Below are 23,269 nucleotides of genomic sequence, written 5' to 3'. Positions count from 1 at the left end.
ACGATCCCCGATTCCATCGATGTCGAACCCGAATCCCGCGGCGCCGCGCGCGCCGATGCTGTCGACCGCCGAAGCGCTCGCCGCGCTGCTCGATGCCGCGAAGCCGCTGCCCGGCACTGAAGCCGTCGCCACGCTCGATGCGCTCGGCCGCGTACTGGCCGCCGACGTGAGTTCGCCGCTCGACGTGCCGCCGATGCATACGAGCGCGATGGACGGCTATGCGGTGCGCGTTGCCGACCTGCTGCACGGCGACCGGCGCCTGCCGGTGTCGCAGCGGATTCCGGCCGGCCATCCGGCTGCGCCCCTCGCGGCAGGTACGGCGGCGCGGATCTTCACCGGCGCGACGGTGCCGCCCGGCGCCGACGCCGTCGTGATGCAAGAGCAGACGGCGGCCGACGGCGACGCGGTCGAGATCCTGCACACGCCGAAAGCCGGTGAATGGATCACTGCGCAGGGCGCGGACATCCGCCAGGGCTCGGTGATCCTGCCGACCGGCACGCGGCTCACGCCGCAGGCGCTGGGTCTCGCCGCATCGGTCGGCTGCGCGCAGTTGCCGGTCGCGCGCCGGATTCGCGTCGCGGTGTTCTTCACCGGCGACGAACTGACGATGCCCGGCGAGCCGCTGAAGCCCGGCGCCATCTACAACTCGAACCGCTTCACGCTGCGCGGGCTGCTCGAGCGGCTCGGCTGCCACGTGACCGACTACGGAATCGTGCCGGACTCGCTCGCCGCGACCCGCGACACGCTGCGCGAGGCCGCGCGCGATCACGACGTGATCCTGACGAGCGGCGGCGTGTCGGTCGGCGACGAGGATCACGTGAAGCCGGCCGTCGAGGCCGAAGGGCGGCTCGCGCTGTGGCAGATCGCGATGAAGCCCGGCAAGCCGCTCGCGTACGGCGCGGTGCGCCGCGGCGACGAGCGCGCCGACGCGCACTTCATCGGGCTGCCCGGCAACCCCGTGTCGAGCTTCGTCACGTTCCTGCTGTTCGTGCGGCCGTTCCTGCTGCGCCTGTCCGGCGTGCGCGACGTCGCGCCGCGCGCGCTGTCGCTGCGCGCGGACTTCTCGCAGAGCAAGGGCGACCGGCGCAACGAATTCTTGCGCGCCCGCGTCAACGCGGCCGGCGGTCTCGACCTGTTCTCGAATCAGAGCTCGGCGGTGCTCACGTCGACGGTGTGGGGCGACGGCCTGATCGACAATCCGCCGCAGCACGCGATCAGCGCGGGCGAGACCGTGCGTTTCATTCCGTTTTCCGAACTGCTGTCGTAACGCGACGGCTTCCCGACCTATGAAGATTCAGCTGAAATTCTTTGCAAGCGTGCGCGAGGCGCTCGGCGTGTCCGACGAACAGGCCGACGTGCCGGACGGCGTGACCACCGTGGGCGACGTGCGCGCATGGCTGCGCCTGCGCGGCGGCGCGTGGGCCGAGACGCTCGCCGAAGGGCGCGCGTTGCGCATGGCGTGCAATCACGAGATGACCGACCCCGACACGCGGCTCACCGACGGCTGCGAGGTTGCGTTCTTTCCGCCGGTGACGGGCGGCTGAGGGAAAGATGGCTACGGTACGAGTCCAGACGGACGATTTCGACTTGAACGCTGAAGTGGCGGCACTGCGCGCGCGCAATCCGAAGATCGGCGCCGTCGCCTGCTTCGTCGGCACCGTGCGCGACCTGAACGAAGGCGATACGGTCGCCGTGCTGGAGCTCGAGCACTATCCGGGGATGACCGAGAAGGCGCTCGAGAAGATCGCCGCCGAGGCCGGCCGGCGCTGGCCGGGGATCGACGTCGCGATCGTGCATCGCGTCGGGCGGCTGTTGCCGCTCGACCAGATCGTGATGGTCGCGACGGTCGCGTCGCATCGCGGCGACGCGTTCGCGTCGTGCGAGTTCGTGATGGACTACCTGAAGACCGAAGCGCCGTTCTGGAAGAAGGAAACGACGCCGGACGGTGAACGCTGGGTCGATGCGCGCAGCACCGACGACGCGGCGCTTGCACGCTGGGGCGTCGAATCGGGCAACACGCCGCGTTGAACGCGATGTGCGCGTCGTGCGCGTTGTGCGACGATGTGCCGCGGGCGCTCGAGTGTCGCCAGTGCCGCGAGTCGTCGCCGGCCGTGTCAGGCGTCCGGCTCGACGCCGCGACCGATGATCTTCGTCGGAAACGGCTCGCCGCGCGTGCGTGACGGCAGCGCATGCGGATCGTCGGCGGTGGCGGCGCGCCGCGGCGCGATCGCGTCGAGCAGCGCCTGCTGCTCGGGCGGAACCTGATAATCCCAGCCGAAGCGGCTCAACTGCAGGCTCTGCGCGATCCGCAGCGCGGGCTCCATGAAACGGATGGCCGCGGGCGGCGTGTAGCGCCCGTCGACGGTCTTCAGGAACAGCGACAGCCAGCGGCTGAAGTGCACGGGCTCGACGCCTTCGAGCGGCTGATGCGCGTGCTGCACGTTGCCGCGATAGCCCTTGGTCCCGAGCACGAGGCTCGACCAGAAGGTGACCATCTTCGGCAGGTGATCGTCCCAGCGGCCGTCCAGCTTCGCGTCGAACACGGGGCCAAGCAGCGGATCGGCGCGCACGCGATCGTAGAACGCGTACACGAGGTCGCGGATGTTGTCTTCGGTCGGTTCGGCATCGCGAGGGCGGGCCGGTGCGGTATCGGGCGAGGCGGGCAGGGCAGTCATGGCAAAAAGGGCCGGGAAATTCGACGCTTGGCGCGGCATCGGCGCGGGCAAATACGCGGGCAATGCGCAGGACGCCGACAGGATTTTGACGCAAAATAGCGTCCACCAAGGCCTGAAAAATGTGCGGATGACATGCATCTTATTGCGCTCAGGCCATCCCGGCAACCCGGTGCCATCGAGCGGTCCGACCTGCGGCCCCGTGCGCGTTCCAATTGACCCGCTTCGCATGATCGGGACACGATCATAATTTTCCGTATTCGCTCATGAGACTCACCGACTACACCGACTACTCGCTGCGCGTCATGCTGTATCTCGCCGTGCGCGGCGAGGGGCTCGCGACGATCCAGGAGATCTCGGACGCCTACGGCATCTCGAAGAACCATCTGATGAAAGTCGTCCAGCAGCTCGGCGAGCTCGGCTGGGTCGATACGGTTCGCGGCCGCAACGGCGGGCTGCGGCTCTTTCCCGACTCGCTGAAGCTCACCGTCGGCCAGGTGGTGCGTGCGACCGAGAGCGATTTCGCGCTGGTCGGCTGCTTCCCGACCGACGGCACCGAGTCGCGCGGCTGCGTGATCGAGTCGCAGTGCCGCCTGAAGGGCGTGCTGGCGGCCGCGCGCGACGCGTTCTTCGCCGAACTCGACCGTCACACGGTCGGCGAGCTGGCCGGGCCCGGGTCGCCGCTCGTCGCGCTGCTGGGCATTCGTCCGACCACACTGGTGCGGGCGGAGTCGTCCGGGGGCGACGCACCGGCGTCCGTCGAAACCGCGTCGAAGGCCGGCTGATACGCGCGGGGCCTCGCCGCGTCATCCCGCTGCCGCGCGCCTGCGGGCCACGCGTCGCCACTTGCCGATCTTTGCGCTGAATCAACCCGAATTTCGCTTGAAACCCGCATAACCATCCTCATCTTGGTGGTAATCGAAAATTGGAGGTCTCAACCAAATGAGAATCGACAAGCTCACCACCAAGTTCCAGGAAGCACTCGCGGACGCGCAAAGCCTCGCGGCCGGCCGCGACAATCAATACATCGAACCCGTTCACGTGCTGGCGGCGCTCGTCGCGCAGCAGGACGGCTCCGCCCGCTCGCTGATGTCGCGCGCGGGTGTCCATGTGCAGGCGCTGCAAGGCGCGCTGAACGAGGCCATTTCGCGCCTGCCGCAAGTGACGGGCACGGGCGGCGACATCCAGATCGGCCGTGAGTTGGCCGGGCTGCTGAACCAGGCCGACAAGGAAGCGCAGAAGCTCAACGACACGTTCATCGCGAGCGAGATGTTCCTGCTCGCCGTGTCCGACGACAAGGGCGACGCCGGCAAGCTTGCGCGCCAGCACGGCCTCACGCGCAAGTCGCTCGAAGCCGCGATCGCCGCGGTGCGCGGCGGCTCGCAGGTGCACAGCCAGGACGCCGAAAGCCAGCGCGAGGCGCTGAAGAAATACACGGTCGACCTGACCGAGCGCGCCCGTGCGGGCAAGCTCGATCCGGTGATCGGCCGCGACGACGAAATCCGCCGCTCGATCCAGATCCTGCAGCGCCGCACCAAGAACAACCCGGTGCTGATCGGCGAGCCGGGCGTCGGCAAGACCGCGATCGTCGAAGGGCTCGCGCAACGGATCGTCAACGGCGAAGTGCCCGAGACGCTGAAGGGCAAGCGCGTGCTGTCGCTCGACATGGCCGCGCTGCTCGCCGGCGCGAAGTATCGCGGCGAGTTCGAGGAGCGCCTGAAGGCCGTGCTCAACGACATCGCGAAGGATGAAGGCCGCACGATCGTGTTCATCGACGAGATCCACACGATGGTCGGCGCCGGCAAGGCCGAAGGCGCGATGGACGCAGGCAACATGCTGAAGCCGGCGCTGTCGCGCGGCGAGCTGCACTGTATCGGCGCGACCACGCTCGACGAATACCGCAAGTACATCGAGAAGGACGCCGCGCTCGAGCGCCGCTTCCAGAAGGTGCTCGTCGACGAGCCGAGCGTCGAGGCGACGATCGCGATCCTGCGCGGGCTGCAGGAGAAGTACGAGCTGCACCACGGCGTCGACATCACCGACCCGGCGATCGTCGCCGCGGCCGAGCTGTCGCATCGCTACATCACCGACCGGTTCCTGCCGGACAAGGCGATCGACCTGATCGACGAGGCTGCGTCGAAGATCAAGATGGAAATCGATTCGAAGCCCGAAGAGATGGACAAGCTCGACCGTCGTCTGATCCAGCTCAAGATCGAGCGCGAGGCGGTGAAGAAGGAGCAGGACGAAGCGTCGCAGAAGCGCCTGCAACTGATCGAGGAAGAGATCGAACGCCTCGGCCGCGAATATGCGGACCTGGAAGAGATCTGGACCGCCGAGAAGGCCGCGGTGCAGGGCAGCGCACAGCTGAAGGAAGAGATCGAGAAGGTGCGCGCCGACATCGCGCGTCTGCAGCGTGAAGGCAAGCTGGAGAAGGTCGCCGAGCTGCAGTACGGCAAGCTGCCGCAGCTCGAGTCGCAACTGAAGCAGGTCACGCAGGCTGAAGAGCAGGAGCAGCACAATCCGACGCGTCCGCGCCTGCTGCGCACGCAGGTCGGTGCGGAGGAAATCGCGGAAGTCGTGTCGCGTTCGACCGGGATTCCGGTGTCGCGAATGATGCAGGGCGAACGCGAGAAGCTGCTGCACATCGAGGAAAAGCTGCACGAGCGCGTGGTCGGCCAGGACGAGGCGATCAGCGCGGTCGCGGATGCGATCCGGCGTTCGCGCGCGGGTCTCGCCGATCCGAACCGTCCGTACGGCTCGTTCCTGTTCCTTGGCCCGACGGGCGTCGGCAAGACCGAGCTGTGCAAGGCGCTGGCGTCGTTCCTGTTCGATTCGGAAGAGCACCTGATCCGCATCGACATGAGCGAGTTCATGGAGAAGCACAGCGTCGCGCGGCTGATCGGCGCGCCGCCGGGCTATGTCGGTTACGAGGAAGGCGGCTACCTGACGGAAGCCGTGCGCCGCAAGCCGTACAGCGTGATCCTGCTCGACGAGATCGAGAAGGCGCATCCGGACGTGTTCAACGTGCTGCTGCAGGTGCTCGACGACGGTCGGATGACCGACGGGCAGGGGCGCACGGTCGACTTCAAGAACACGGTGATCGTGATGACGTCGAACCTCGGCTCGCAGGTGATCCAGGCGATGACCGGTGCGCCGCAGGAAGAGATCAAGGACGCGGTGTGGATCGAAGTGAAACAGCACTTCCGTCCGGAGTTCCTGAACCGGATCGACGACGTCGTCGTGTTCCATGCGCTCGATCGCAGCAATATCGAATCGATCGCGAAGATCCAGCTCGCACGCCTGCACGACCGGCTCGCGAAGCTCGACATGGCGCTCGACGTTTCGCCGGCGGCGCTCGAGCAGATCGGCAAGGTGGGCTACGATCCGGTGTTCGGCGCGCGGCCGTTGAAGCGCGCGATCCAGCAGGAGATCGAGAACCCGGTCGCGAAGCTGATCCTCGCGGGCCGCTTCGGTCCGAAGGACGTGATCCCGGTCGACGTCAACGACGGCGAGTTCGTGTTCGACCGAGTCGTGCACTGATCGCCGGCCATCGGCCGCACGCCTAGTTCGCGCCGGGCGCGCAAAAACAAACACCCCGCCTCGAGCGGGGTGTTTGCATATGGTGCGGCCGAAACCGCTGTGCGGGTGCGAGCCGGTGCGGTGCGGACTCAGGCCGGCTTGTTGCCGCCGAACATGCCGGCGAGCTGCGTGAGCGTGCCGAGCACGTTCGACGTGTCGACCTGGCCGCCGGCCGGTACTTCGCCGTTCGGCGTCGCGTGGTTCACGACGTGCGGCAGCACTTGCGCGAGGATCGACGACGCTTGCGCCGGATCGATGCCGACCTTGCTCGCGAGCGAGCCGACGACGTCGGAGCCGAGCACGTTCTGCAGCGTGTCCGGCGAGATCGGCTGGTTTTCGCCGGTGCCGACCCACGAGCCGATGACGTCGCCGGCGCCACCGGCCTTGAACTTCTCGATCAGCCCGTTCAGGCCGCCCGGCTGGTTGTTGATGAATTCGAGCGCGGTCGTGATGAGCGCGCTTTGCGAGTTGCCGCCGGCCTGGCCGCCGATCAGACCGCCGACGATGTCGAGTAGACCCATGGTTCTTCACCTTCACTGAAAAGGGCGCCGTAGCGACGGCGCCCGTTGATCGAATGCCGCGCGCACGCCGTCGCGCGCGCGGCGCACCTCAGGCGCCCGACGCCGCGGCGGCGGAGGCTGCCTTGTCCTTCTTGCTCTTTTTCTTCGAACCCTTCGTCACCTTCGTGGACGACGCCTCGGCCGGCGCGCTCGCGCCCGCGTCGGCCGATGCCGCGGCGGCGGCCGCCTTCTCCTTCTTCGATGCACGCTTGCTCTTGGCCGGCTTGGATGCGGCCTCCGGGGCGCTGGCCGCGGGGGCCGTCGCCGTCGTGCCGGCCGTTGCGGTCGTCGACGTCGATGCGGTGCCTGCCGACGTCGTGGCCGGCGTGGTCGACGTCGTCGTTGTCGTCGTCGCGGTCGGCTTCGACAGCTTCACGCCCTTCGGCGGCGTCGACGAGCCGCCGATCGTCAGGCCATTCTCCTCGAGATGCCCGACCGACTTCGTGCCGAGCCCTTTCACGCGAGTTGCGAGATCATCCGCGTCCTTGAACGGACCGTTCTTGGTGCGTTCGTCGATGATCGCCTTCGACTTCACGGGCCCGAGGCCCTTCACCGATTCGAGCGCGGCCTGGTCGGCCGTGTTGACTTCGACGGCCGCGGCGAAGCCGGCGGCAAGCGACAACGACAGCGCGACGAACAGCATCAGCAGCTTTTTCAGCATGGAAGGCTCCCTGGTTCTGACGGATGAATGGCTGTTGCAACGGACGGCGGGGCGAGACCCGGCCGGGCGTCGCCGTTAAGCATAGGACAAATGCGTGCCCTTTTTAAGACAGGCTGACCGAATCTTGCTGAAGGCTTGCGTCGCTGTAAAGACAGAAAGCCGCGCGGGGCGGCGGTTTTGACCATTCTTTACGGTGTCGGCGCAGGTGCCCGCAAATGTGGCCGCGAAAGTCCCCGCGACGAGGGCCGAAAAAATTATTGCATCTGGCCGCTCGACGATGCTTGACTTAGAGTGAACTCCAACTCCTAACCTTGTTCCTGCCATGTCGAAAACCGTATCCAGATCTCCCGCCGCCGGCCCGCTGACGATCGGTCAAGTTGCCGAACTGATCGGCGTGTCGACGCATACGCTGCGGTATTACGAGCAGGCCGGCCTGCTGCGCGCGATTTCGCGCACGGCGGCCGGGCACCGGCTCTATGCGCCGGCCGACCTTGACTGGCTGGCCTTCGTGATGCGCCTGAAGGCGACCGGCATGCCGATCGCGCAGATGCAGCAGTTCGCGGCGCTGCGCGCGCAAGGCGAGTCGACGTTCGGCGCACGGCGCGACTTGCTGGCTGCACATCGCGATGCGGTTCGTGCGCATATCGCGGAGTTGCAGGCAAGCCTCGACGCGATCGGCGACAAGATCGCGTACTACGAGACGCAGGCGCGCGAGACGGAACGACGGGCGAACCCTTCTCAATCATCCCCGGAACAATCACCGGAACAGGACGGACACCATGGAACGACTCGTTGAAGATCGCTATACGCGCGGCTGGAACAAGCTGAAGGAAATCGACGGCGAAGTGGGCGAACGCGTGATCGCGGCGCTCGCGCCGATCGCACCGGACTTCGGGCGGCTGCTCGTCGAATTCGGTTTCGGCGACATCTACAGCCGGCCGCAGCTCGACCTGAAGGCGCGCGAGATCGCGACGATCGCCGCGCTGGCGGCGCTCGGCAATGCGCAGCCGCAACTGAAGGTGCATATCGAGGCGGCGTTGAATGTCGGCTGCACGCGCGACGAGATCGTCGAGGTGTTCATGCAGATGGCCGTCTACGCAGGGTTTCCGGCCGCGCTCAATGCGTTGTTCGCCGCGCATGAAGTCTTTACGCGGCGAGACGCGGCGGCCGAAAACGGCGGTGGCACGACCGAAGCGGCTGCGCACGCCGCGTGACGCGAAAACGTGCCGATGCGCTGGATGGGTCAGATGCGGTGCGGCGCGACGATCCGGTGCTTCGCGATCCGCCGGTACAGCGTCGCGCGCGAGATGCCGAGCGCCTGCGCGGCCGCGTCGGGCCGCCAGCGGTGCGTGGTGAGCGCCGCGACGATGCGGCCGCGTTCGTCGTCCGGCAGCGCGCCGGCCGGACCGCCACCGAGCTGCGCGGCGAGATCGGCCGGCAAGTCGTGTCGCGTCACGCGCGCGGCGTCGCACACGGCGCACGCATAGCGCAGCACGTTGCGCAACTGCCGCACGTTGCCGGGCCACGGATACGCGGCGAGCTGCTCGGCCAGCGTCGCATCGAGCGTGAGCACGTGGCCGGTGGCCTGCGCTTCCTCGGCGAACACGGCGGCGATCACGTCGCGCACGTCCGCGCGCTCGCGCAGTGGCGGCAGCTCGAACGTCGCGCCGCTCAGCCGGTAATACAGATCCTCGCGAAACGTGCCGTCGGCCACCATCCGCGCGAGATCGCGGTGGGTCGCGCAGATCACGTCGAGATCGACGCGCACCGGCGTATCGCTGCCGAGCGGCGCGACCTCGCCGTCGGCGAGCACGCGCAGCAGCCGCGTCTGCAGCGTGAGCGGCATGTCGCCGATTTCGTCGAGGAACAGCGTGCCGCCGTCGGCGAGTGCGATCTTGCCGCGCGCGCCGTGCTTGCGTGCGCCGGTGAATGCGCCGGCCGCATAGCCGAACAGCTCGCTTTCGATCAGTGCCTCGGGCAGCGCGCCACAATTGACCGCGACGAACGGCCGCGCGCGCCGCGCACCGGCGTCGTGAAGCGCGCGCGCGAACACTTCCTTGCCGGCGCCGGTTTCACCGAGCACGAGGATCGGCAGGCGCTTGCTCGCGACGCGCAGTGCGAGTTCGGCCTGTTGCGCGATGCGTGCGTCGCTGCTGTGGAGAAACGGCGTGAGCGCGCCGACGTGGCGCGGCGCGGTGCCGGGGCGGCGCGATACCGGGGCGGTCCGTGCCGTGCCGGTTTCGCGGCCCGCACGCCGTAGCGGCGCACGCAGCCGCGCATAGAGCGGCGCGCCGGTCGCGCGCAGTCGCAGCGCGACGATCGCGTCGAGCCGCGCCGCGTCGCGCAGCGGCATCTCGGTCGCATCGAAGATCTCGTCGATGTGGCGCGGCTCGCGCAACGCCGGCAGTGCGTCGCGTGCGTGCCGGTTCGCGGCGACGATATTGCCGCATTCGTCGAATGCGATCAGCCATTCGGGCTGCGCCTCGACGTAGTGACGGTTCGGATGACCGAACAAGATCCAGTGCTGCGCGGTGCTGTGCACGAAATAGCCGTCCTCGATCAGCGCCGCACTCTGCCGCACGAGCTGGTACACGAGCCGCTGGCTGTCGCGGCTGTCGGGCGACTGCACGGCGGATGCGTCGAGCACGCCGATCAGTTCGCCGCCCGGCGAGAAGATCGGCGCCGCGCTGCAGGTCAGCGTGGTGAACGCCGCGCGGAAGTGGTCGGTCTTGTGCACGGTGATCGGCGCGAGATCGGTCAGCACGCTCGCGACGCCGCAGGTGCCTTCCTCGCTTTCCGACCAGCACGAGCCGATGTGCAGCCCCGCATGACGGAAGTCGTGGCGGCGTTCGCGATCGATCCGGTAGTCGATCGTCACGCCGTGCGCGTCGGTCAGCATCACGCAATAGTCGGCGACCCGAATCATGTCGTGCAGGCGCGTCAGGCATTGGCCCGACGCACGCAGGAACGCCTCTTCCTTGTCGCGCACTTCGCGCAGCTCGGCCGCGGTCAGCACGCGCGGGCCGATCGACGAAGCGGGGTCGAGCGCGTAGCGCTCGAGCGAGCGCTGCCACGACGACACGAGGCGCGCGGAGTCGGCCGGCGCGGGCAGGCGTCCGGCGAGCGCGCCGAGCACACGGTCGGCGTGCTGGGCCTGGGGGACGGCATAGGGCATGGTCGGCTCCGGTTCCGTACGGCGGGGCATTCGATGTTCTTGTAGCACATCCGCTGGCGCGGATCACATTGCATCGCAGCACGCGCGCGGCGTGAGACGTTCGTCTCAGCGCCATCTCACCCGGTCTCGCGGGCCTGAGACGGGCGGACGTGACGGGCGCGACGACGCTCCGGCGCACGGCGACGCGCGCCAAGCCGCGATGCGCATGGCTTGTCGGCCCGATCGCGATGCGAATCGACGTGCGAAAACAGGCGCGCAACGCATTCGCCGGGGTGAGACGCGCGAGCGGTTTCGCGAGGCCGTGGGCCATCACGGCAGCGGGCGCAGCGGATCGGCGCACCCGCCAAGCCAGTCCGTACGCGGGTTTCGCGGCCGTTGCACCCACGGTGGCACGCCGCTTGCAGATATCACGGGCAAGTCCGGCGCGATCGCGTCGGCGACGACGATCCGCTGCCCTCGATGACGGCGGACGACACATGCAGGGCCGGCGTGCGAGCGCCGGTCCACTGGATGGAGACAAGCCCGTGACGACGCCCGTGACCGTCGGTGTGATCGCGAACCCCGCATCGGGACGCGACATTCGCCGCCTGACGACGCATGCATCCGTGTTCCCGACGGCGGAGAAGGCCAACATGGTCGTGCGCCTGCTCGCCGGTCTCGGCGCGATGGGCGTCGAGCGCGTGCTGACGCTGCGCGACAAGACCGGCATCGCGACGCTGCTGATGCGTGCGCTCGACACGCATCGTGCGGTCGCGCCGCACGAACGCTGGCCCGACGTCGAATTCGTCGATCTGCCGATCTCGGATACGGTCGCCGACACGCAGGCCGGCGCCGCGTACATGCACCGGACGGAAGCCGCGCTGATCGTCGTGCTCGGCGGCGACGGCACCCACCGCGCGGTCGCCGCGCATTGCGGCGCGACTCCGCTCGTCGCGCTCTCGACCGGTACCAACAACGCGTTTCCCGAGCATCGCGAGGCGACCGTCGCGGGCATCGCGGCGGGACTCGCCGCGACCGGCGCCGTGCCGGCCGAGGTCGCGTTCACGCGCAACAAGCGGCTCGTCGTGCGCTGCGTCGCGGGCGCGAACGCGGGGCGCGAGGAGATCGCGCTCGTCGACGTGTGCGCGGCGCGCCAGCGTTTCATCGGTGCACGCGCGATCTCCGGGCCCGACGACATCGACACGCTCTACCTGACCTTCGCGGAGCCGGACGGCATCGGGCTGTCCGCGCTCGGCGGCGCATGGGCGCCGCTCGAGCGCAGCGCGCCGCACGGGCTCGCGATGCGCTTCGCCACCGACGGCAGCACGGCCGGGAGGGCGGCCGGCACGCCGCTGGTCGCGCCGATCGCGCCGGGGCGCGTCGATCGCGTCGTGATGCGCGGCTGCGAGCGGCTCGAACCGGACGCGTGGCAGACGATCCCGTTCGAGCACGGCACGCTCGCGTTCGACGGCGAGCGCGAGATCGAGGTCGCGCGCGGCGAGCGCTACGAGATCGCGCTCGACTGGCGCGGTCCGTTGACCGTCGATGTCGGCAGGACGCTGCGCTATGCAGCGTCGCGGCAGTTGTTGCGCGACGCCGGCGCGTGGCGCTTCTGATTTATCCGCCGCCGGGGCCGAGCCGCGGCGGCATTCGCAGTCAGACCTATCCAGGAGACACACATGACCGTTTCGACACAGCTCAGCAGGAACACGCTGCTGGACGCCTACCGGCTGATGCGCACGATCCGCGAATTCGAGGAGCGCCTGCACGTCGAGTTCGCGACCGGCGAAATCCCCGGCTTCGTTCACCTGTATGCGGGCGAGGAGGCGTCCGCGGTCGGCACGATGCTGCACCTCGGCCTCCAGGACTACGTCGCCACCACGCACCGCGGCCACGGCCACTGCATCGCGAAAGGCGTCGACGTGCACGGGATGATGGCCGAGATCTACGGCAAGAAGACGGGCGTCTGTCACGGCAAGGGTGGCTCGATGCACATCGCCGACCTCGCGATGGGGATGCTCGGCGCGAACGGCATCGTCGGCGCCGGCGGCCCGCTCGTGTGCGGCGCGGCGCTCGCGGCCAAGCACAAGAAGACCGGCGGCGTCGGCGTGTGCTTCTTCGGCGACGGCGCATCGAACCAGGGCGTGATCTTCGAATCGATGAACCTCGCGTCGGTGTGGCGGCTGCCGGCGATCTTCGTCGCCGAAAACAACGGCTATGCGGAAGCGACGTCGTCGAGCTGGTCGGTCGCGACCGACAACATTGCCGATCGCGCGAACGGCTTCGGGATGCCCGGCGTGATCGTCGACGGCTTCGACTTCTTCGCGGTGCACGAGGCGCTCGGCGAAGCGGTCGCGCGTGCGCGCAACGGCGGTGGCCCGACGCTCGTCGAGGTGAAGTTCACGCGCTATTTCGGTCACTTCGAAGGCGATGCGCAGACCTACCGCGCGCCGGGCGAAGTGCAGAAGCTGCGCGACGAGAAGGACTGCCTGAAGCATTTCGAAAAGCGAGTGGTGCGCGCCGAGGCATTGACGACCGACGAGCTGCGTGCCGTCGACGCGCAGGTGAAGGCGCTGATCGACGACGCCGTCGCGCAGGCGAAGGCCGCGCCGCTGCCGGACGCGGCCGACCTGCTGGCCGACGTGTACGTGTCGTACCCGTGAACGCGATCTGACACAAGCAGCCAGCGCCGGCAGCCGGCAGGGTCCGTACGGTCGGCACGGCGAACCGAACATACCAGGAGACAGACATGGCAAGGAAGATCACTTATTCGCAGGCGATCAACGAGGCGCTCGCGCAGGAAATGGCGCGCGACGACAGCGTGATCGTGATGGGCGAGGACAACGCAGGCGGCGCGGGCGCACCGGGCGAGGACGACGCGTGGGGCGGCGTGCTCGGCGTGACGAAGGGGCTGTTCCACAAGTTTCCGGGCCGCGTGCTCGATACGCCGCTGTCGGAGGGCGGCTACATCGGCGCGGCGGTCGGCGCGGCCGCGTGCGGGATGCGGCCCGTCGCGGAACTGATGTTCATCGATTTCATGGGCGTGTGCTTCGACCAGATCTTCAACCAGGCCGCGAAATTCCGCTACATGTTCGGCGGCAAGGCCGTGACGCCGGTGGTGATTCGCGCGATGTACGGCGCAGGCCTGCGCGCGGCCGCGCAGCATTCGCAGATGCTCACGTCGCTGTTTACGCATATCCCGGGGCTGAAGGTCGTGTGCCCGTCGACGCCGTACGACGCGAAGGGGCTGCTGATCCAGTCGATCCGCGACAACGACCCCGTGATCTTCCTCGAACACAAGCTGCTGTACACGCGCGAGGGCGACGTGCCTGAGGAATCCTATGCGATTCCGTTCGGCGAGGCGAACGTCGTGCGCGAAGGCGACGACGCGACGATCGTCACGTACGGCCGCATGGTGCATCTCGCGACCGACGCGGCCGCGAAGCTCGCGAAGGACGGCATCCACGTCGACGTGATCGACCTGCGCACGACGTCGCCGCTCGACGAGGAAACGATCCTCGAAAGCGCGGAGCGCACCGGGCGCGTCGTGGTGGTCGACGAGGCGAACCCGCGCTGCTCGATCGCGACCGACATCGCCGCGCTCGTCGCGCAGCGCGCGTTCCATTCGCTGAAAGCGCCGATCGAGCTCGTGACCGCGCCGCACACGCCCGCGCCGTTCGCCGGCGTGCTGGAAGACCTGTACATCCCGTCCGCCGATGCGATCGCGCAGGCGGTACTCAAGACGAGGAGCTGACACGATGTCGATTCACATGATCACGATGCCCAAGTGGGGGCTGTCGATGGAGCAGGGGCAGGTCAACGGCTGGCTGAAGGCAATCGGCGAGCGCGTGACGAAGGGCGACGAGGTGCTCGACGTCGAGACCGACAAGATCTCGTCGGGGGTCGAGTGCGCGTTCGACGGCACGTTGCGCCGGCAGGTCGCGCAGGAGGGCGACACGTTGCCGGTCGGCGCGCTGCTCGGGGTGGTGGCCGCGGCCGAGGCCAGCGATGCCGACATCGATGCGGCGATCGCCGAATTCCAGCGCGATTTCGTGCCGGACGCGGCGACCGACGACGCGGCCGGCCCGCAGCCCGAGAAGGCGCAGATCGGCGGACGCACGCTGCGGTTCCTGAAGCTGGGAGAGGGTTCGGGCACGCCTGCCGTGCTGATTCACGGCTTCGGCGGCGACCTGAACAACTGGCTCTTCAACCACGCAGAGCTCGCCGCGCACCGGCCAGTGTGGGCACTTGATCTGCCGGGGCACGGCGAGTCGGCCAAGGCGGTCGACACCGGCAGCCTCGACGAGCTGGCCGACGCGGTGCTCGCGCTGCTCGACGCGCAGCACATCGATCGCGCCCACATGATCGGTCATTCGATGGGCGGCGCGGTCGCGATGGCGGCGGCGGAGCGCGCACCGGAACGCGTGGCGTCGCTGACGCTGATCGCGAGCGCCGGGCTCGGCGCCGACATCAACCGCGACTACATCGACGGCTTCGTCGCCGGCAACAGCCGCAACACGCTGAAGCCGCACCTCGGCGCGCTGTTCGCCGACCACGCGCTCGTCACGCGGCAACTGGTCGAGGACCTCGTCAAGTACAAGCGGCTCGAAGGCGTGCAGGCCGCGCTGGAGAAGATCGCGAACGCCGCGTTCGACGGCGCGACCCAGCGGCGCGTGTTCCGCGAGCGCGTCGCGTCGCTCGCGCCGCGCACGCTCGTGATCTGGGGCGAGCGCGACCAGGTGATTCCCGCGCAGCATGCGCAGGGCTTGCCGGACGGCGTGCGCGCCGAGGTGATCGCCGGCAGCGGTCATATGGTGCAGATGGAGGCGGCTGCCGACGTGAACCGCCTGATCGTCGCCTTCCTCGGAGACTGACGATGGCCGCCGCGCTCGAACGACCCAGCCTCACCGCACTCGGCCAGCCGGGCGCGAGAAGCCGCGACAAGCTCGCGCGCATTCCGGTGCGCGTCGAGCCGGCGGGCGACGCGGCGCTGCCGAAGCCGCCGTGGCTGCGGGCGCGGCCGATGATGAGCGGGGCGGTCGCCGACATGGCGGCCGTGCTGCGCGATCACCGGCTGCATTCCGTCTGCGAGGAAGCGATGTGCCCGAACATCGGCGAATGCTTCGCGCAGCGCACCGCGACCTTCATGATCATGGGCGGCCTGTGCACGCGGCGCTGCCCGTTCTGCGACGTCGCGCACGGCCGTCCCGAGCCGCTCGATCCGGACGAGCCCGCGCGGCTCGCCGACGCGGTCGCGGCGCTCGGGCTGCGCTACGTCGTGATCACGTCGGTCGATCGCGACGACCTGCGCGACGGCGGCGCCGCGCATTTCGCGGCCTGCATCGCGGCGGTGCGCGCGAGCGTGCCGGGCATCGGCGTCGAGGTGCTGACGCCCGATTTCCGCGGCCGCGTTCCGCGTGCGCTCGACGCATTGTCGGTGGCATGGCCCGATGTGTTCAACCACAACATCGAGACGGTACCGTCGCTGTACCGGGCCGCGCGGCCGGGCGCCGACTACCGCGGCTCGCTCGAACTGCTCGCGCAGGCTAAGGCCGCGCGGCCGACGCTCGTGACGAAATCGGGCTTGATGCTCGGGCTCGGCGAACGGGACGACGAGGTGCGGGACACGTTGCGCGACCTGCGTGCGCACGAGGTCGACGTGCTGACGCTCGGCCAGTATCTCGCGCCGTCCGAACACCACCTGCCGGTACGGCGCTACGTGAGCCCGGATGCATTCGCCGCGTGGCGCGACGAGGGGCTGGCGCTCGGTTTCAGGGAAGTCGTGGCGGGGCCGCTCGTGCGATCGTCGTATCACGCGGCCGACGTGCTGGCCGACGCGTAGGCCGCGGGCCGGGCGTCAGGCGCTGGCGCTGGCGGACAGCTGCCTGCGGCTGACGTGGCGCAGGTAAAGCGCGAGCCCGGCGCCCGCGAGCATCAGGCTGACCGTGTTCGCGAACCAGAACCCGCGCGCGCCGGTCAGCCAGGCGGGCGCGATGCCGCCGACGTCGAAGCCGAGCACGTAGCCGCCGCCGAGCCCGACGCCCCACAGCGCGACCGCATAGATCACGGTCGGCACGACCGCGACCTTGTACGCGCGCAGCACGAATGCGGACGTGATCTGCAGCGCGTCGAAGAAGTGGTAGCAGGTGACGATCGCGACCAGCGGCAGCGCGGCGGCGACCACGGCCGGGTCCGGCGTGTAGCCGCTGACGATCAGCGGGCGCAGCGTGAACAGGAGCACGCCGTAGGCGGCGGCGATCCCGCACGCGAGCATCACGCTGTGTCGGCCGAGCAGCCGCGCCTCGTCAGGGCGGCCGGCGCCGAGTGCGCGCGCGACGAGCGTCGACGCCGCGACGCCGATCGACAGCGGCGTCATGTACAGCACCGCGCCGATGTTGCCGGCGATCTGGTGGCCGGCGAGCGTCGTCGTGCCGAACTGCGCGATGAAGAGCGCCATGCACGTGTATGACGTGACCTCGATCAGGTACGACAGGCCCATCGGCACGCCGAGCGTCAGGATGGCCTTCAGGCGCGCCCATACGGGCCAGCAAAAGCGCGAGAAGATCGCGAGCGGCGCGAACACGTCGAGCTTCGCGAGCAGCGTGAAGCCGATCAGCGCGAGCGCCCAGTTGATCAGCGTGCTCGCGAGCCCGCAACCGGGGCCGCCGAGGGCCGGCACGCCGAATCCGCCGAAGATGAACCACACGTTGAGCGGAAACTTGAGCAGCAGCGCGCCGATCTGCAGGATCATCGCGAGGCGCGGCTTGCCGGCCGCGTTGGTCAGCGCGTTGTAGATGCGGAACACGAGGCTCGCCGGCAAGCCGTACGACAGGATCCGCAGGTAGTCGACGGTGCGGTCGTGCAGTGCGGGCGGCGCGTGCGCGAGGTGCAGCAGCGGTTCGGGAAAATGCAGCAGCAGGAAGCCGGGCACCGAGAGCATCAGCGCGAGCCACAGTGCCTGGCGGACTTCCTCGCCGATCTCCGCATAGCGCCGCGCGCCGTAAAGCTGCCCGGTGATCGGCTGCAGCGCGGACAGGATGCCCGTCATCCCGATGTAGATCGACACGTAGATCGACGAACCGAGCCCGAGCGCGGCCAGATCGATGGCCGAGTAGCGGCCGACCATCGCCGTGTCGATCACGCCGAACGCGATGATCGCGAGCTGGCCGACGAGCACCGGCCACGCGAGACCGACGATCCGGCGGATGTCGGCGAACATCGTCAATCGACCGCCCGGTGGCGTGGGCCGCGGCGCTTGACGGGTGCCACCGGCCGCTCGATGCGCTCGTACAGGCGGAAGCGCTCGTCGCGGTCGGCCACGCGGCGGCCTTCCCATACGAGACGCCACACGTATTTCGACATCGCGCTCGGCTCGCCGAAGTCCGCGCGGTCCTGGCGCAGGATCACGTCGCACTCGCCGGAGAATTCGAAATGCATGTCGCCGAAGTACGCGAAGGTCGCGATCTGCGCATCGCCGAGCCGCACGGGCGAGATGCACTCGTAGTCCTTCGGCAGATGCGACGCGATCTGTTGCGCGACGTCGCTGTAGGTCCGGCCGTAGTTGACGATCGGCAGCCACAGCGTCATCAGCAGCACCCACATCAGCGTGGTGCCGGCGCCCGACAGCACGACGCTGCGCCACAGCACCTTCGGCTGGCGCGAGATGCGCCAGCGCGCGAGCAGGCACCAGCACACGGTGACGATCACCGCGCAGACGAACGACAGGATCTTGAAGTGCGGCTCGTAGCCGGGCACGAGGCGCGCGAGGTTGCGCGCGAGCGGATGCGGGAAGCCGGTGAGCGACGCGAGCCACACCAGCCACACGAACGTGCCGAGGATCGTGAAGCTCAGCACCGCGAACCAGTCGATCGCGTTGATCGCGCCGCGCTTCAGGGTCGGCAGCGCGAAGGTGGCGAGCACCGCGAGCGGCGGCAGCAACAGCATGTACATGCGGTTCGACTGCTGGCTCTGCAGGATCACGAGCGCGACGAGCGGCACCACGACCGACAGCGGAATCGCGATGTGCGCGCGGCGGCGCATGCCGGCCCAGCTCCACCACGCCCAGATCGCGAGCGGCCACGCAGGCCACGTGAAGAGCGGCAGGTTCTTTGCCGCATAGCCTAGCACCGCGGTCGGCGGGCCCGAGAAGCGCATCAGGCTGCCGTGGATCCACTGGTTGAAGAACCACGCGGCGTCGTCGGGCGCCGCGCGGAATGCGGCGAGCGGCCACAGCGCGAAAATCGCGGCCGCGAGCGGCAACCCGATCAGCGGCAGGCGCAGGTTGCGCATCTCCGGCGTGACGAGCCACAGCGCGGCCGTGCCGGCGAGCAGCGCGACGACCAGTACCGGGTTGCCGGACAGCGCGACGAGGCCGAGCGCGACGCCCCACCACAGCGCGCCCTGCATCGGCTTGTCGATGCCGCGCACGATCCCGTAGACGAACATCGCAATCCATGCGAACTGCGCGAGCTGCGGCGTGGTTTCGTGGCCGCGCTCCGCGAGCCCGAAGCAGGCGACCAGAACCAGCAGCGCGCCGTCGGCGAGCGTGCGGCCGTAGTCGCGCGGCTCCGGTTCACCGCCGAATGCGTATTTGAACGGCTGCACCTCGGCGCGCCGGCCGAGCAGGTAGGCGGCGTACCAGACGAATGCACAGGCGACGCAGAACAGCACGCCCGTGTCGACGCGCGACGCGTTGCTCGCGTCGACCCACGGCGCCAGCGCGCGGATCGACAGCGCGCCGAGCCAGTAGCCGAGCGGCCCGTCGGTCGTGATGAACTTGCCGACCAGATTCGGCAGCAGCCAGTCGTGCCAGCCGCCGGTGGCCATCGTCCACATCACGCCGAAGCCCGCCGCGTCCTCGTTCTTCCACGGATCGCGGCCGAACAGGCCGAACGCCGCGTAGACGAGGCAGAGCGTGAGCAGCAGCCAGCGCGGCAGCGCGCGCGTGGCGGAGGCGGTGAGACGGACGACAGGCTTCATGCAGATGAGCGATTTGTTATGAGCGGGCGGCCGGTGCGGTCATGCGCCGACGGCGCCGGATTCGAGCATCCGGCATTGTAGACGCGCCGGCCGTTGCGCGTCAGACGATTACCCGGGCGCCGGCCGGCGGATGGTCCGGCGAGCGGCGACAAAAAAGGGCAGCCTGGGCTGCCCTTTCGTGCGGTACCGGTACGTCGTAACGACCGGATCGGTGCGAAGCTTACTTCGCCTTGCCGTTGGCGCGGACGCCGAACTTGTTCTTGAACTTCTCGACACGGCCTGCCGTGTCCATGATCTTTTGCTGACCCGTGTAGAACGAGTGCGATTCCGACGACACTTCGATCTTGGCGAGCGGGTAGGTCTTGCCTTCGTGTTCGATGGTTTCACGCGTCTGGATCGTCGAGCGCGTGATGAACTTGAAGCCGTTCGACATGTCTTGGAAGACGACTTCGCGGTAATTCGGGTGGATGCCTTCTTTCATGGTCTTTCCTTGGTGAGAGCGGTAGCCAACCCGCCGCTTGCCGTGCCGGATCGCGCAATTTGCGCGGATCAGCGGACGTCAAGCTCGGCGCGAGCCACTTGCCTAAGGTCGAAAAACGGCGATTATGCCAGAAAATCAGACGGTTGACGAATAATTTCCATCATGCGTCGAGGGCGCCGGTGCGCGCCGGATCCTGCCGGTAGTAGCGCGCGAGCAGCCGGTACAGCTCCGGAAATTCGGACTCGAACGCGCGCGGCCGCACGAACAGTGCTTCGCTGCACACCGCGAAGAATTCCGACGGGTGGTCGGCCGCATAGGGATCGATCAGCGAGTCGCGCTCGAAGCGCGCCCACGCGCGGTCCGGCACCGCGTCGACGCGCGCGCAGAACTGGTCGTACGCATGCTCGAACACGTCGGCCCACGCCTGCGCATCGAGATGCGGCGCGTGCCAGCGGCGAAAGAGGGGCGGATAGCCGTCGGCCTCGCCGTTGAGCATGTCGACCTTGTGCGCGAACTCGTGGATCACGACGTTGTACGCGTCGCGGCCGTCCGTCATCTGCGCGTCTTCCCACGACAGGATCACCGGGCCGCCTTCCCATGCTTCGCCGCTCGCGTCCTGCTCGACTTCATGGACCACGCCGTCTTCGTCCTGCACGGTCTTGCGGATCACGAATTCGCCCGGATACACGACGACGCCGACCCAGCCGTCGTACAGCGACAAATCGAGATTCAGCACGGGCAGGCACGCCTGTGCGGCGATCGCGACGATCATTTCGTCGGTGAGTTCGAGCCCGTGCGCGGTCGAAAACGACTTCTTCGCGACGAACAGGCTCGTCAGCTCGCGCAGCCTGCCCAGGTCGCCCGGCGACAGCGCGTCGAGGAACGGCAGGCGTTCGACGGTGTCCTGCCACAGCGCATCGGGAATCGGATGGCTGCGCAGCGCGCGATCGCGGCGGCGGTCGTCGAACCAGCGGGTCAGTTTCGAGAGCATGGAGGCGGCGCGGGAAAAGCCAAAGCCTGTCTTTTAACTCAATCGATCTCTTTTTGCCAAGCCGCGAAGAGGCCGCCGACCAGCGCGACGCCCGCGAGAAAATAGAAACCGTCGAGCGAGGCAAGGAACGACGCCTGTTGCGCGACCATCCGCGCGATCGATGCGATCGCGAGGGCGTGCGCGTCGGTCAGCGCATGGCCGGCCGCCGCATAGCTGCGCGTGAGCGCGTCGACGGTCTGCTGGAACAGCGGGTCGAACACGTTCGCGCGCTCGACGAGCCGCGTCTGGTGCACGGCCACCCGGTGCTGCTCGACGATGATCACCGACGACGTCGCGAACGAGATCGTCAGCTGCCGCACGATGTTCTTCAGGCGGTAGCCGTGCGTGTATTCGTCGATCGCGAAGATGCGGAACGTCAGGTTCGCGACCGGCAGCACGATGAACAGCAGCAGCAATCCGCGCAGCAGCAGCGGGACGATCAGCGCGGCTTCGCCGACCTGCGGTGTCATCCGCGTCATCCACAGCGCGGCCGTGATCGCGATCGCGAAACCCGGCACGACGAACCATTTCTTGTGCGTGACGTGCTTCGCATAGCGCAGGTACGCGAACAGCGCGGTGGCCGAAATCAGCGACATCGTGCCGACCAGGCGCCCGGCATTCTCGACCGGATAACCGAGGCCGCCTTCGAGCAGGCGGGAAGTCAGGTAGCTGAAGCCCGTCGACTCGTAGTAATAGAACATGTACAGCAGCAACCCGACCTGGAACGTGCGCTCGCGAAACGCATGCAGCCGCACGAGCGGCGTCGGATGGTTCCACTGGTGATACGCGAACCACGCGAGCGCGCCGAGACCGGCGAACGTCAACATGATCAGCATCGGCGAGCCGCTGTAGAGCTGGTAATGCACCTGCTGCAGCACGATCTGCAGCGCGCCTTGCGCGAGTGCGAACACGACGTACGGCCAGAAATGCCCGGTGCCGCGCTCGTCGTCGGGCGTCCTGCCCGAATCGGGCAGCGTGAGAAGCGCGAGGATCGCGAACGCGATGCCCGCGGGCGCGGTGCACGCGAACAGCGCGCGCCACGTCGAATGCGCGACGAGCAGCCCGCCGACGATCGGCGCGAGCGCGCTGCCGAGCAGGATCATGATCAGGAACGCGCGCGTGGCGGGCGGCCGCTCCTGCGGCTTGAAGCTGATCTGGATCAGGATCCGGCACGCGCCCATCATCGGACCGATGAAGTAGCCCTGGAAGCCGCGCGCGAACGCGAGCTCGAGCGACGTGTCGGCGATCGCGGCCGCGATCGCGCCGAACGAGAACATCAGCATGCAGCCGGCGACGTAGCGGCGATGCCCGAGCCGGTCGACCCACCATTGCTGCTGCAGGATGCCGAGCACGGCCGTGACCGCATACGCGCTCGATGACCACACGAGTTCGTCGGGCGACGCGTTGATGCCGCCCGCGATGTAGCTCGCGAAGAACGAGAACGCCGCGTTGTCGAAGTAGTCGATGCCCGTGACGAGCGCGAGCGCCCACGGGAACAGGTCCGCGCGCAGGTTGGCGCGGCTCCACAGCGGCGAGCGACCGGGCGCGACGTTCATTCGCGATCCTTGCGCGTGCGCCGCGCGCCGGCTTCGGCCCGCCGCTGTGCGATCAGTGCGTCGGGGTTTTCGCCGGCGAGACGCCGTTCGACGTAGTCGATGTCGTGCTGCAGTTCCTTGCGCAGCGCGACGGCTTCCTTCAGTTCGCGCTGCACGGCCGCGATCCGCCGGTCGAGCGTCTCGATCTGTTCGGCCAGCCCCGTGCGGATCTCGCGCAGCGACGCGTCCGAATAGCGGCGCCGGCCATCGCCCGTTTCTTCCAGCGGGCGCTTGAGCATCTCCGTGATGCCGTGCAGCGAAAAGCCGAGCGCGCGCAGCCGCAGGATGCGCGCGAAGCGTTCGAGATCGGCTTCGTCGTACAGCCGATAGCGGCCGCCGCTGCGCGACGGCGTGACGAGCCCGCGCTCCTCGTAGTACTTCAGCGTGCGCGGCGTGACGCCGAGCCGCGACGCGGCGTCGCTCACGGTCAGCAGCGCGGGGGAGTCATCGTTCGGCATCGGAAGGCGGCTTCAGGAGAGGGCGATGACGCGATTATAGAGCAACCTGTACGTTCACGTTCAGGTTGGGGCGGAAAAACGGCCGCCGGGCGAAACGCGC

At 68.4% G+C, this 23,269-nt stretch carries 22 protein-coding genes; 12 read left to right on the top strand and 10 right to left on the bottom strand.

The window, feature by feature from the left end; translation table 11 throughout:
- The first annotated feature begins 19 nt into the window (after positions 1–19).
- The 3 genes from glp to C7H84_RS11380 are packed head-to-tail and all read left to right on the top strand — an operon-like array spanning position 20 to position 2,028.
- Positions 20–1,267: a gephyrin-like molybdotransferase Glp gene (gene glp, locus C7H84_RS11390; protein ID WP_121858911.1), complete on the top strand. Its 1,248-nt coding sequence runs from the start codon at positions 20–22 to the stop codon at positions 1,265–1,267.
- Positions 1,268–1,286: 19 nt separating this feature from the next.
- The gene (gene moaD / locus C7H84_RS11385; protein ID WP_006758354.1) at positions 1,287–1,544 is read left to right on the top strand and encodes a molybdopterin converting factor subunit 1; all 258 of its coding nucleotides are present in this window, start codon (positions 1,287–1,289) and stop codon (positions 1,542–1,544) included.
- Between the two features lie 7 nt (positions 1,545–1,551).
- Positions 1,552–2,028, top strand: coding sequence for a molybdenum cofactor biosynthesis protein MoaE (locus tag C7H84_RS11380; protein WP_121858910.1), 477 nt, complete (start codon positions 1,552–1,554; stop codon positions 2,026–2,028).
- Between the two features lie 86 nt (positions 2,029–2,114).
- Here C7H84_RS11380 and C7H84_RS11375 read toward each other — a convergent pair whose 3' ends face one another.
- On the bottom strand, positions 2,115–2,675 hold the full coding sequence (locus tag C7H84_RS11375) for a group III truncated hemoglobin (protein ID WP_121858909.1): 561 nt from the start codon (positions 2,673–2,675) through the stop codon (positions 2,115–2,117).
- A 263-nt stretch (positions 2,676–2,938) separates the two neighbouring features.
- On the opposite strand from C7H84_RS11375, the gene C7H84_RS11370 reads away from it, so the two are divergent.
- Positions 2,939–3,457, top strand: coding sequence for an Rrf2 family transcriptional regulator (locus C7H84_RS11370; RefSeq protein WP_121858908.1), 519 nt, complete (start codon positions 2,939–2,941; stop codon positions 3,455–3,457).
- A gap of 157 nt (positions 3,458–3,614) precedes the next feature.
- Positions 3,615–6,212: an ATP-dependent chaperone ClpB gene (clpB, locus tag C7H84_RS11365; RefSeq protein WP_121858907.1), complete on the top strand. Its 2,598-nt coding sequence runs from the start codon at positions 3,615–3,617 to the stop codon at positions 6,210–6,212.
- A gap of 128 nt (positions 6,213–6,340) precedes the next feature.
- Here the strand turns inward: clpB and C7H84_RS11360 are convergent, their stop codons facing one another.
- Positions 6,341–6,772 carry a YidB family protein gene (locus C7H84_RS11360; protein ID WP_121858906.1) on the bottom strand — a complete coding sequence of 144 codons (432 nt, stop codon included), beginning with the start codon at positions 6,770–6,772 and terminating at the stop codon, positions 6,341–6,343.
- An 88-nt stretch (positions 6,773–6,860) separates the two neighbouring features.
- Complete coding sequence (locus tag C7H84_RS11355; RefSeq protein ID WP_121858905.1) at positions 6,861–7,472, bottom strand: helix-hairpin-helix domain-containing protein; 612 nt, start codon at positions 7,470–7,472, stop codon at positions 6,861–6,863.
- Between the two features lie 322 nt (positions 7,473–7,794).
- On the opposite strand from C7H84_RS11355, the gene C7H84_RS11350 reads away from it, so the two are divergent.
- Both C7H84_RS11350 and C7H84_RS11345 read left to right on the top strand, forming a co-directional pair.
- Positions 7,795–8,268 (top strand): MerR family transcriptional regulator, encoded by a 474-nt coding sequence (locus tag C7H84_RS11350; RefSeq protein WP_121858904.1) that lies wholly within the window; start codon positions 7,795–7,797, stop codon positions 8,266–8,268.
- Positions 8,252–8,686 carry a carboxymuconolactone decarboxylase family protein gene (locus tag C7H84_RS11345; protein WP_121858903.1) on the top strand — a complete coding sequence of 145 codons (435 nt, stop codon included), beginning with the start codon at positions 8,252–8,254 and terminating at the stop codon, positions 8,684–8,686. The genes C7H84_RS11350 and C7H84_RS11345 overlap by 17 nt, the downstream gene beginning before the upstream one ends.
- Before the next feature lie 29 nt (positions 8,687–8,715).
- Here the strand turns inward: C7H84_RS11345 and C7H84_RS11340 are convergent, their stop codons facing one another.
- Positions 8,716–10,647, bottom strand: a complete 1,932-nt coding sequence (locus tag C7H84_RS11340) for a sigma-54-dependent Fis family transcriptional regulator (RefSeq protein ID WP_121858902.1) — start codon at positions 10,645–10,647, stop codon at positions 8,716–8,718.
- Between the two features lie 524 nt (positions 10,648–11,171).
- On the opposite strand from C7H84_RS11340, the gene C7H84_RS11335 reads away from it, so the two are divergent.
- The 5 genes from C7H84_RS11335 to lipA all read left to right on the top strand — a co-directional run bounded on the left by C7H84_RS11335 (position 11,172) and on the right by lipA (position 16,468).
- Positions 11,172–12,242 (top strand): NAD(+)/NADH kinase, encoded by a 1,071-nt coding sequence (locus C7H84_RS11335; protein ID WP_121858901.1) that lies wholly within the window; start codon positions 11,172–11,174, stop codon positions 12,240–12,242.
- A gap of 63 nt (positions 12,243–12,305) precedes the next feature.
- Positions 12,306–13,289: a thiamine pyrophosphate-dependent dehydrogenase E1 component subunit alpha gene (locus C7H84_RS11330; RefSeq protein ID WP_121858900.1), complete on the top strand. Its 984-nt coding sequence runs from the start codon at positions 12,306–12,308 to the stop codon at positions 13,287–13,289.
- An 86-nt stretch (positions 13,290–13,375) separates the two neighbouring features.
- Positions 13,376–14,380, top strand: a complete 1,005-nt coding sequence (locus C7H84_RS11325) for an alpha-ketoacid dehydrogenase subunit beta (protein ID WP_121858899.1) — start codon at positions 13,376–13,378, stop codon at positions 14,378–14,380.
- Between the two features lie 4 nt (positions 14,381–14,384).
- Positions 14,385–15,500, top strand: coding sequence for an acetoin dehydrogenase dihydrolipoyllysine-residue acetyltransferase subunit (locus tag C7H84_RS11320; protein ID WP_121858898.1), 1,116 nt, complete (start codon positions 14,385–14,387; stop codon positions 15,498–15,500).
- Positions 15,501–15,502: 2 nt separating this feature from the next.
- The gene (lipA, locus tag C7H84_RS11315; protein ID WP_121858897.1) at positions 15,503–16,468 is read left to right on the top strand and encodes a lipoyl synthase; all 966 of its coding nucleotides are present in this window, start codon (positions 15,503–15,505) and stop codon (positions 16,466–16,468) included.
- 15 nt (positions 16,469–16,483) lie between these two features.
- Here the strand turns inward: lipA and C7H84_RS11310 are convergent, their stop codons facing one another.
- The 6 genes from C7H84_RS11310 to C7H84_RS11280 all read right to left on the bottom strand — a co-directional run bounded on the left by C7H84_RS11310 (position 16,484) and on the right by C7H84_RS11280 (position 23,169).
- The gene (locus C7H84_RS11310) at positions 16,484–17,845 is read right to left on the bottom strand and encodes an MATE family efflux transporter (RefSeq protein ID WP_121858896.1); all 1,362 of its coding nucleotides are present in this window, start codon (positions 17,843–17,845) and stop codon (positions 16,484–16,486) included.
- Positions 17,846–17,847: 2 nt separating this feature from the next.
- Positions 17,848–19,605 carry a glycosyltransferase family 39 protein gene (locus C7H84_RS11305; protein WP_121858895.1) on the bottom strand — a complete coding sequence of 586 codons (1,758 nt, stop codon included), beginning with the start codon at positions 19,603–19,605 and terminating at the stop codon, positions 17,848–17,850.
- Between the two features lie 220 nt (positions 19,606–19,825).
- The gene (locus C7H84_RS11295) at positions 19,826–20,086 is read right to left on the bottom strand and encodes a type B 50S ribosomal protein L31 (RefSeq protein WP_121858894.1); all 261 of its coding nucleotides are present in this window, start codon (positions 20,084–20,086) and stop codon (positions 19,826–19,828) included.
- A 160-nt stretch (positions 20,087–20,246) separates the two neighbouring features.
- A complete protein-coding gene (locus C7H84_RS11290; protein WP_121858893.1) occupies positions 20,247–21,077 on the bottom strand; it encodes a M90 family metallopeptidase in 831 nt (276 codons plus the stop codon).
- A gap of 38 nt (positions 21,078–21,115) precedes the next feature.
- A complete protein-coding gene (locus C7H84_RS11285) occupies positions 21,116–22,672 on the bottom strand; it encodes an MFS transporter (protein ID WP_121858892.1) in 1,557 nt (518 codons plus the stop codon).
- Positions 22,669–23,169: a MerR family transcriptional regulator gene (locus C7H84_RS11280; protein WP_121858891.1), complete on the bottom strand. Its 501-nt coding sequence runs from the start codon at positions 23,167–23,169 to the stop codon at positions 22,669–22,671. The genes C7H84_RS11285 and C7H84_RS11280 overlap by 4 nt, the downstream gene beginning before the upstream one ends.
- Positions 23,170–23,269: the final 100 nt, after the last annotated feature.

Source organism: Burkholderia sp. Nafp2/4-1b (assembly GCF_003635165.1).
Classification (GTDB): domain Bacteria; phylum Pseudomonadota; class Gammaproteobacteria; order Burkholderiales; family Burkholderiaceae; genus Burkholderia.
This window is presented reverse-complemented; position numbering and strand designations above follow the sequence as displayed.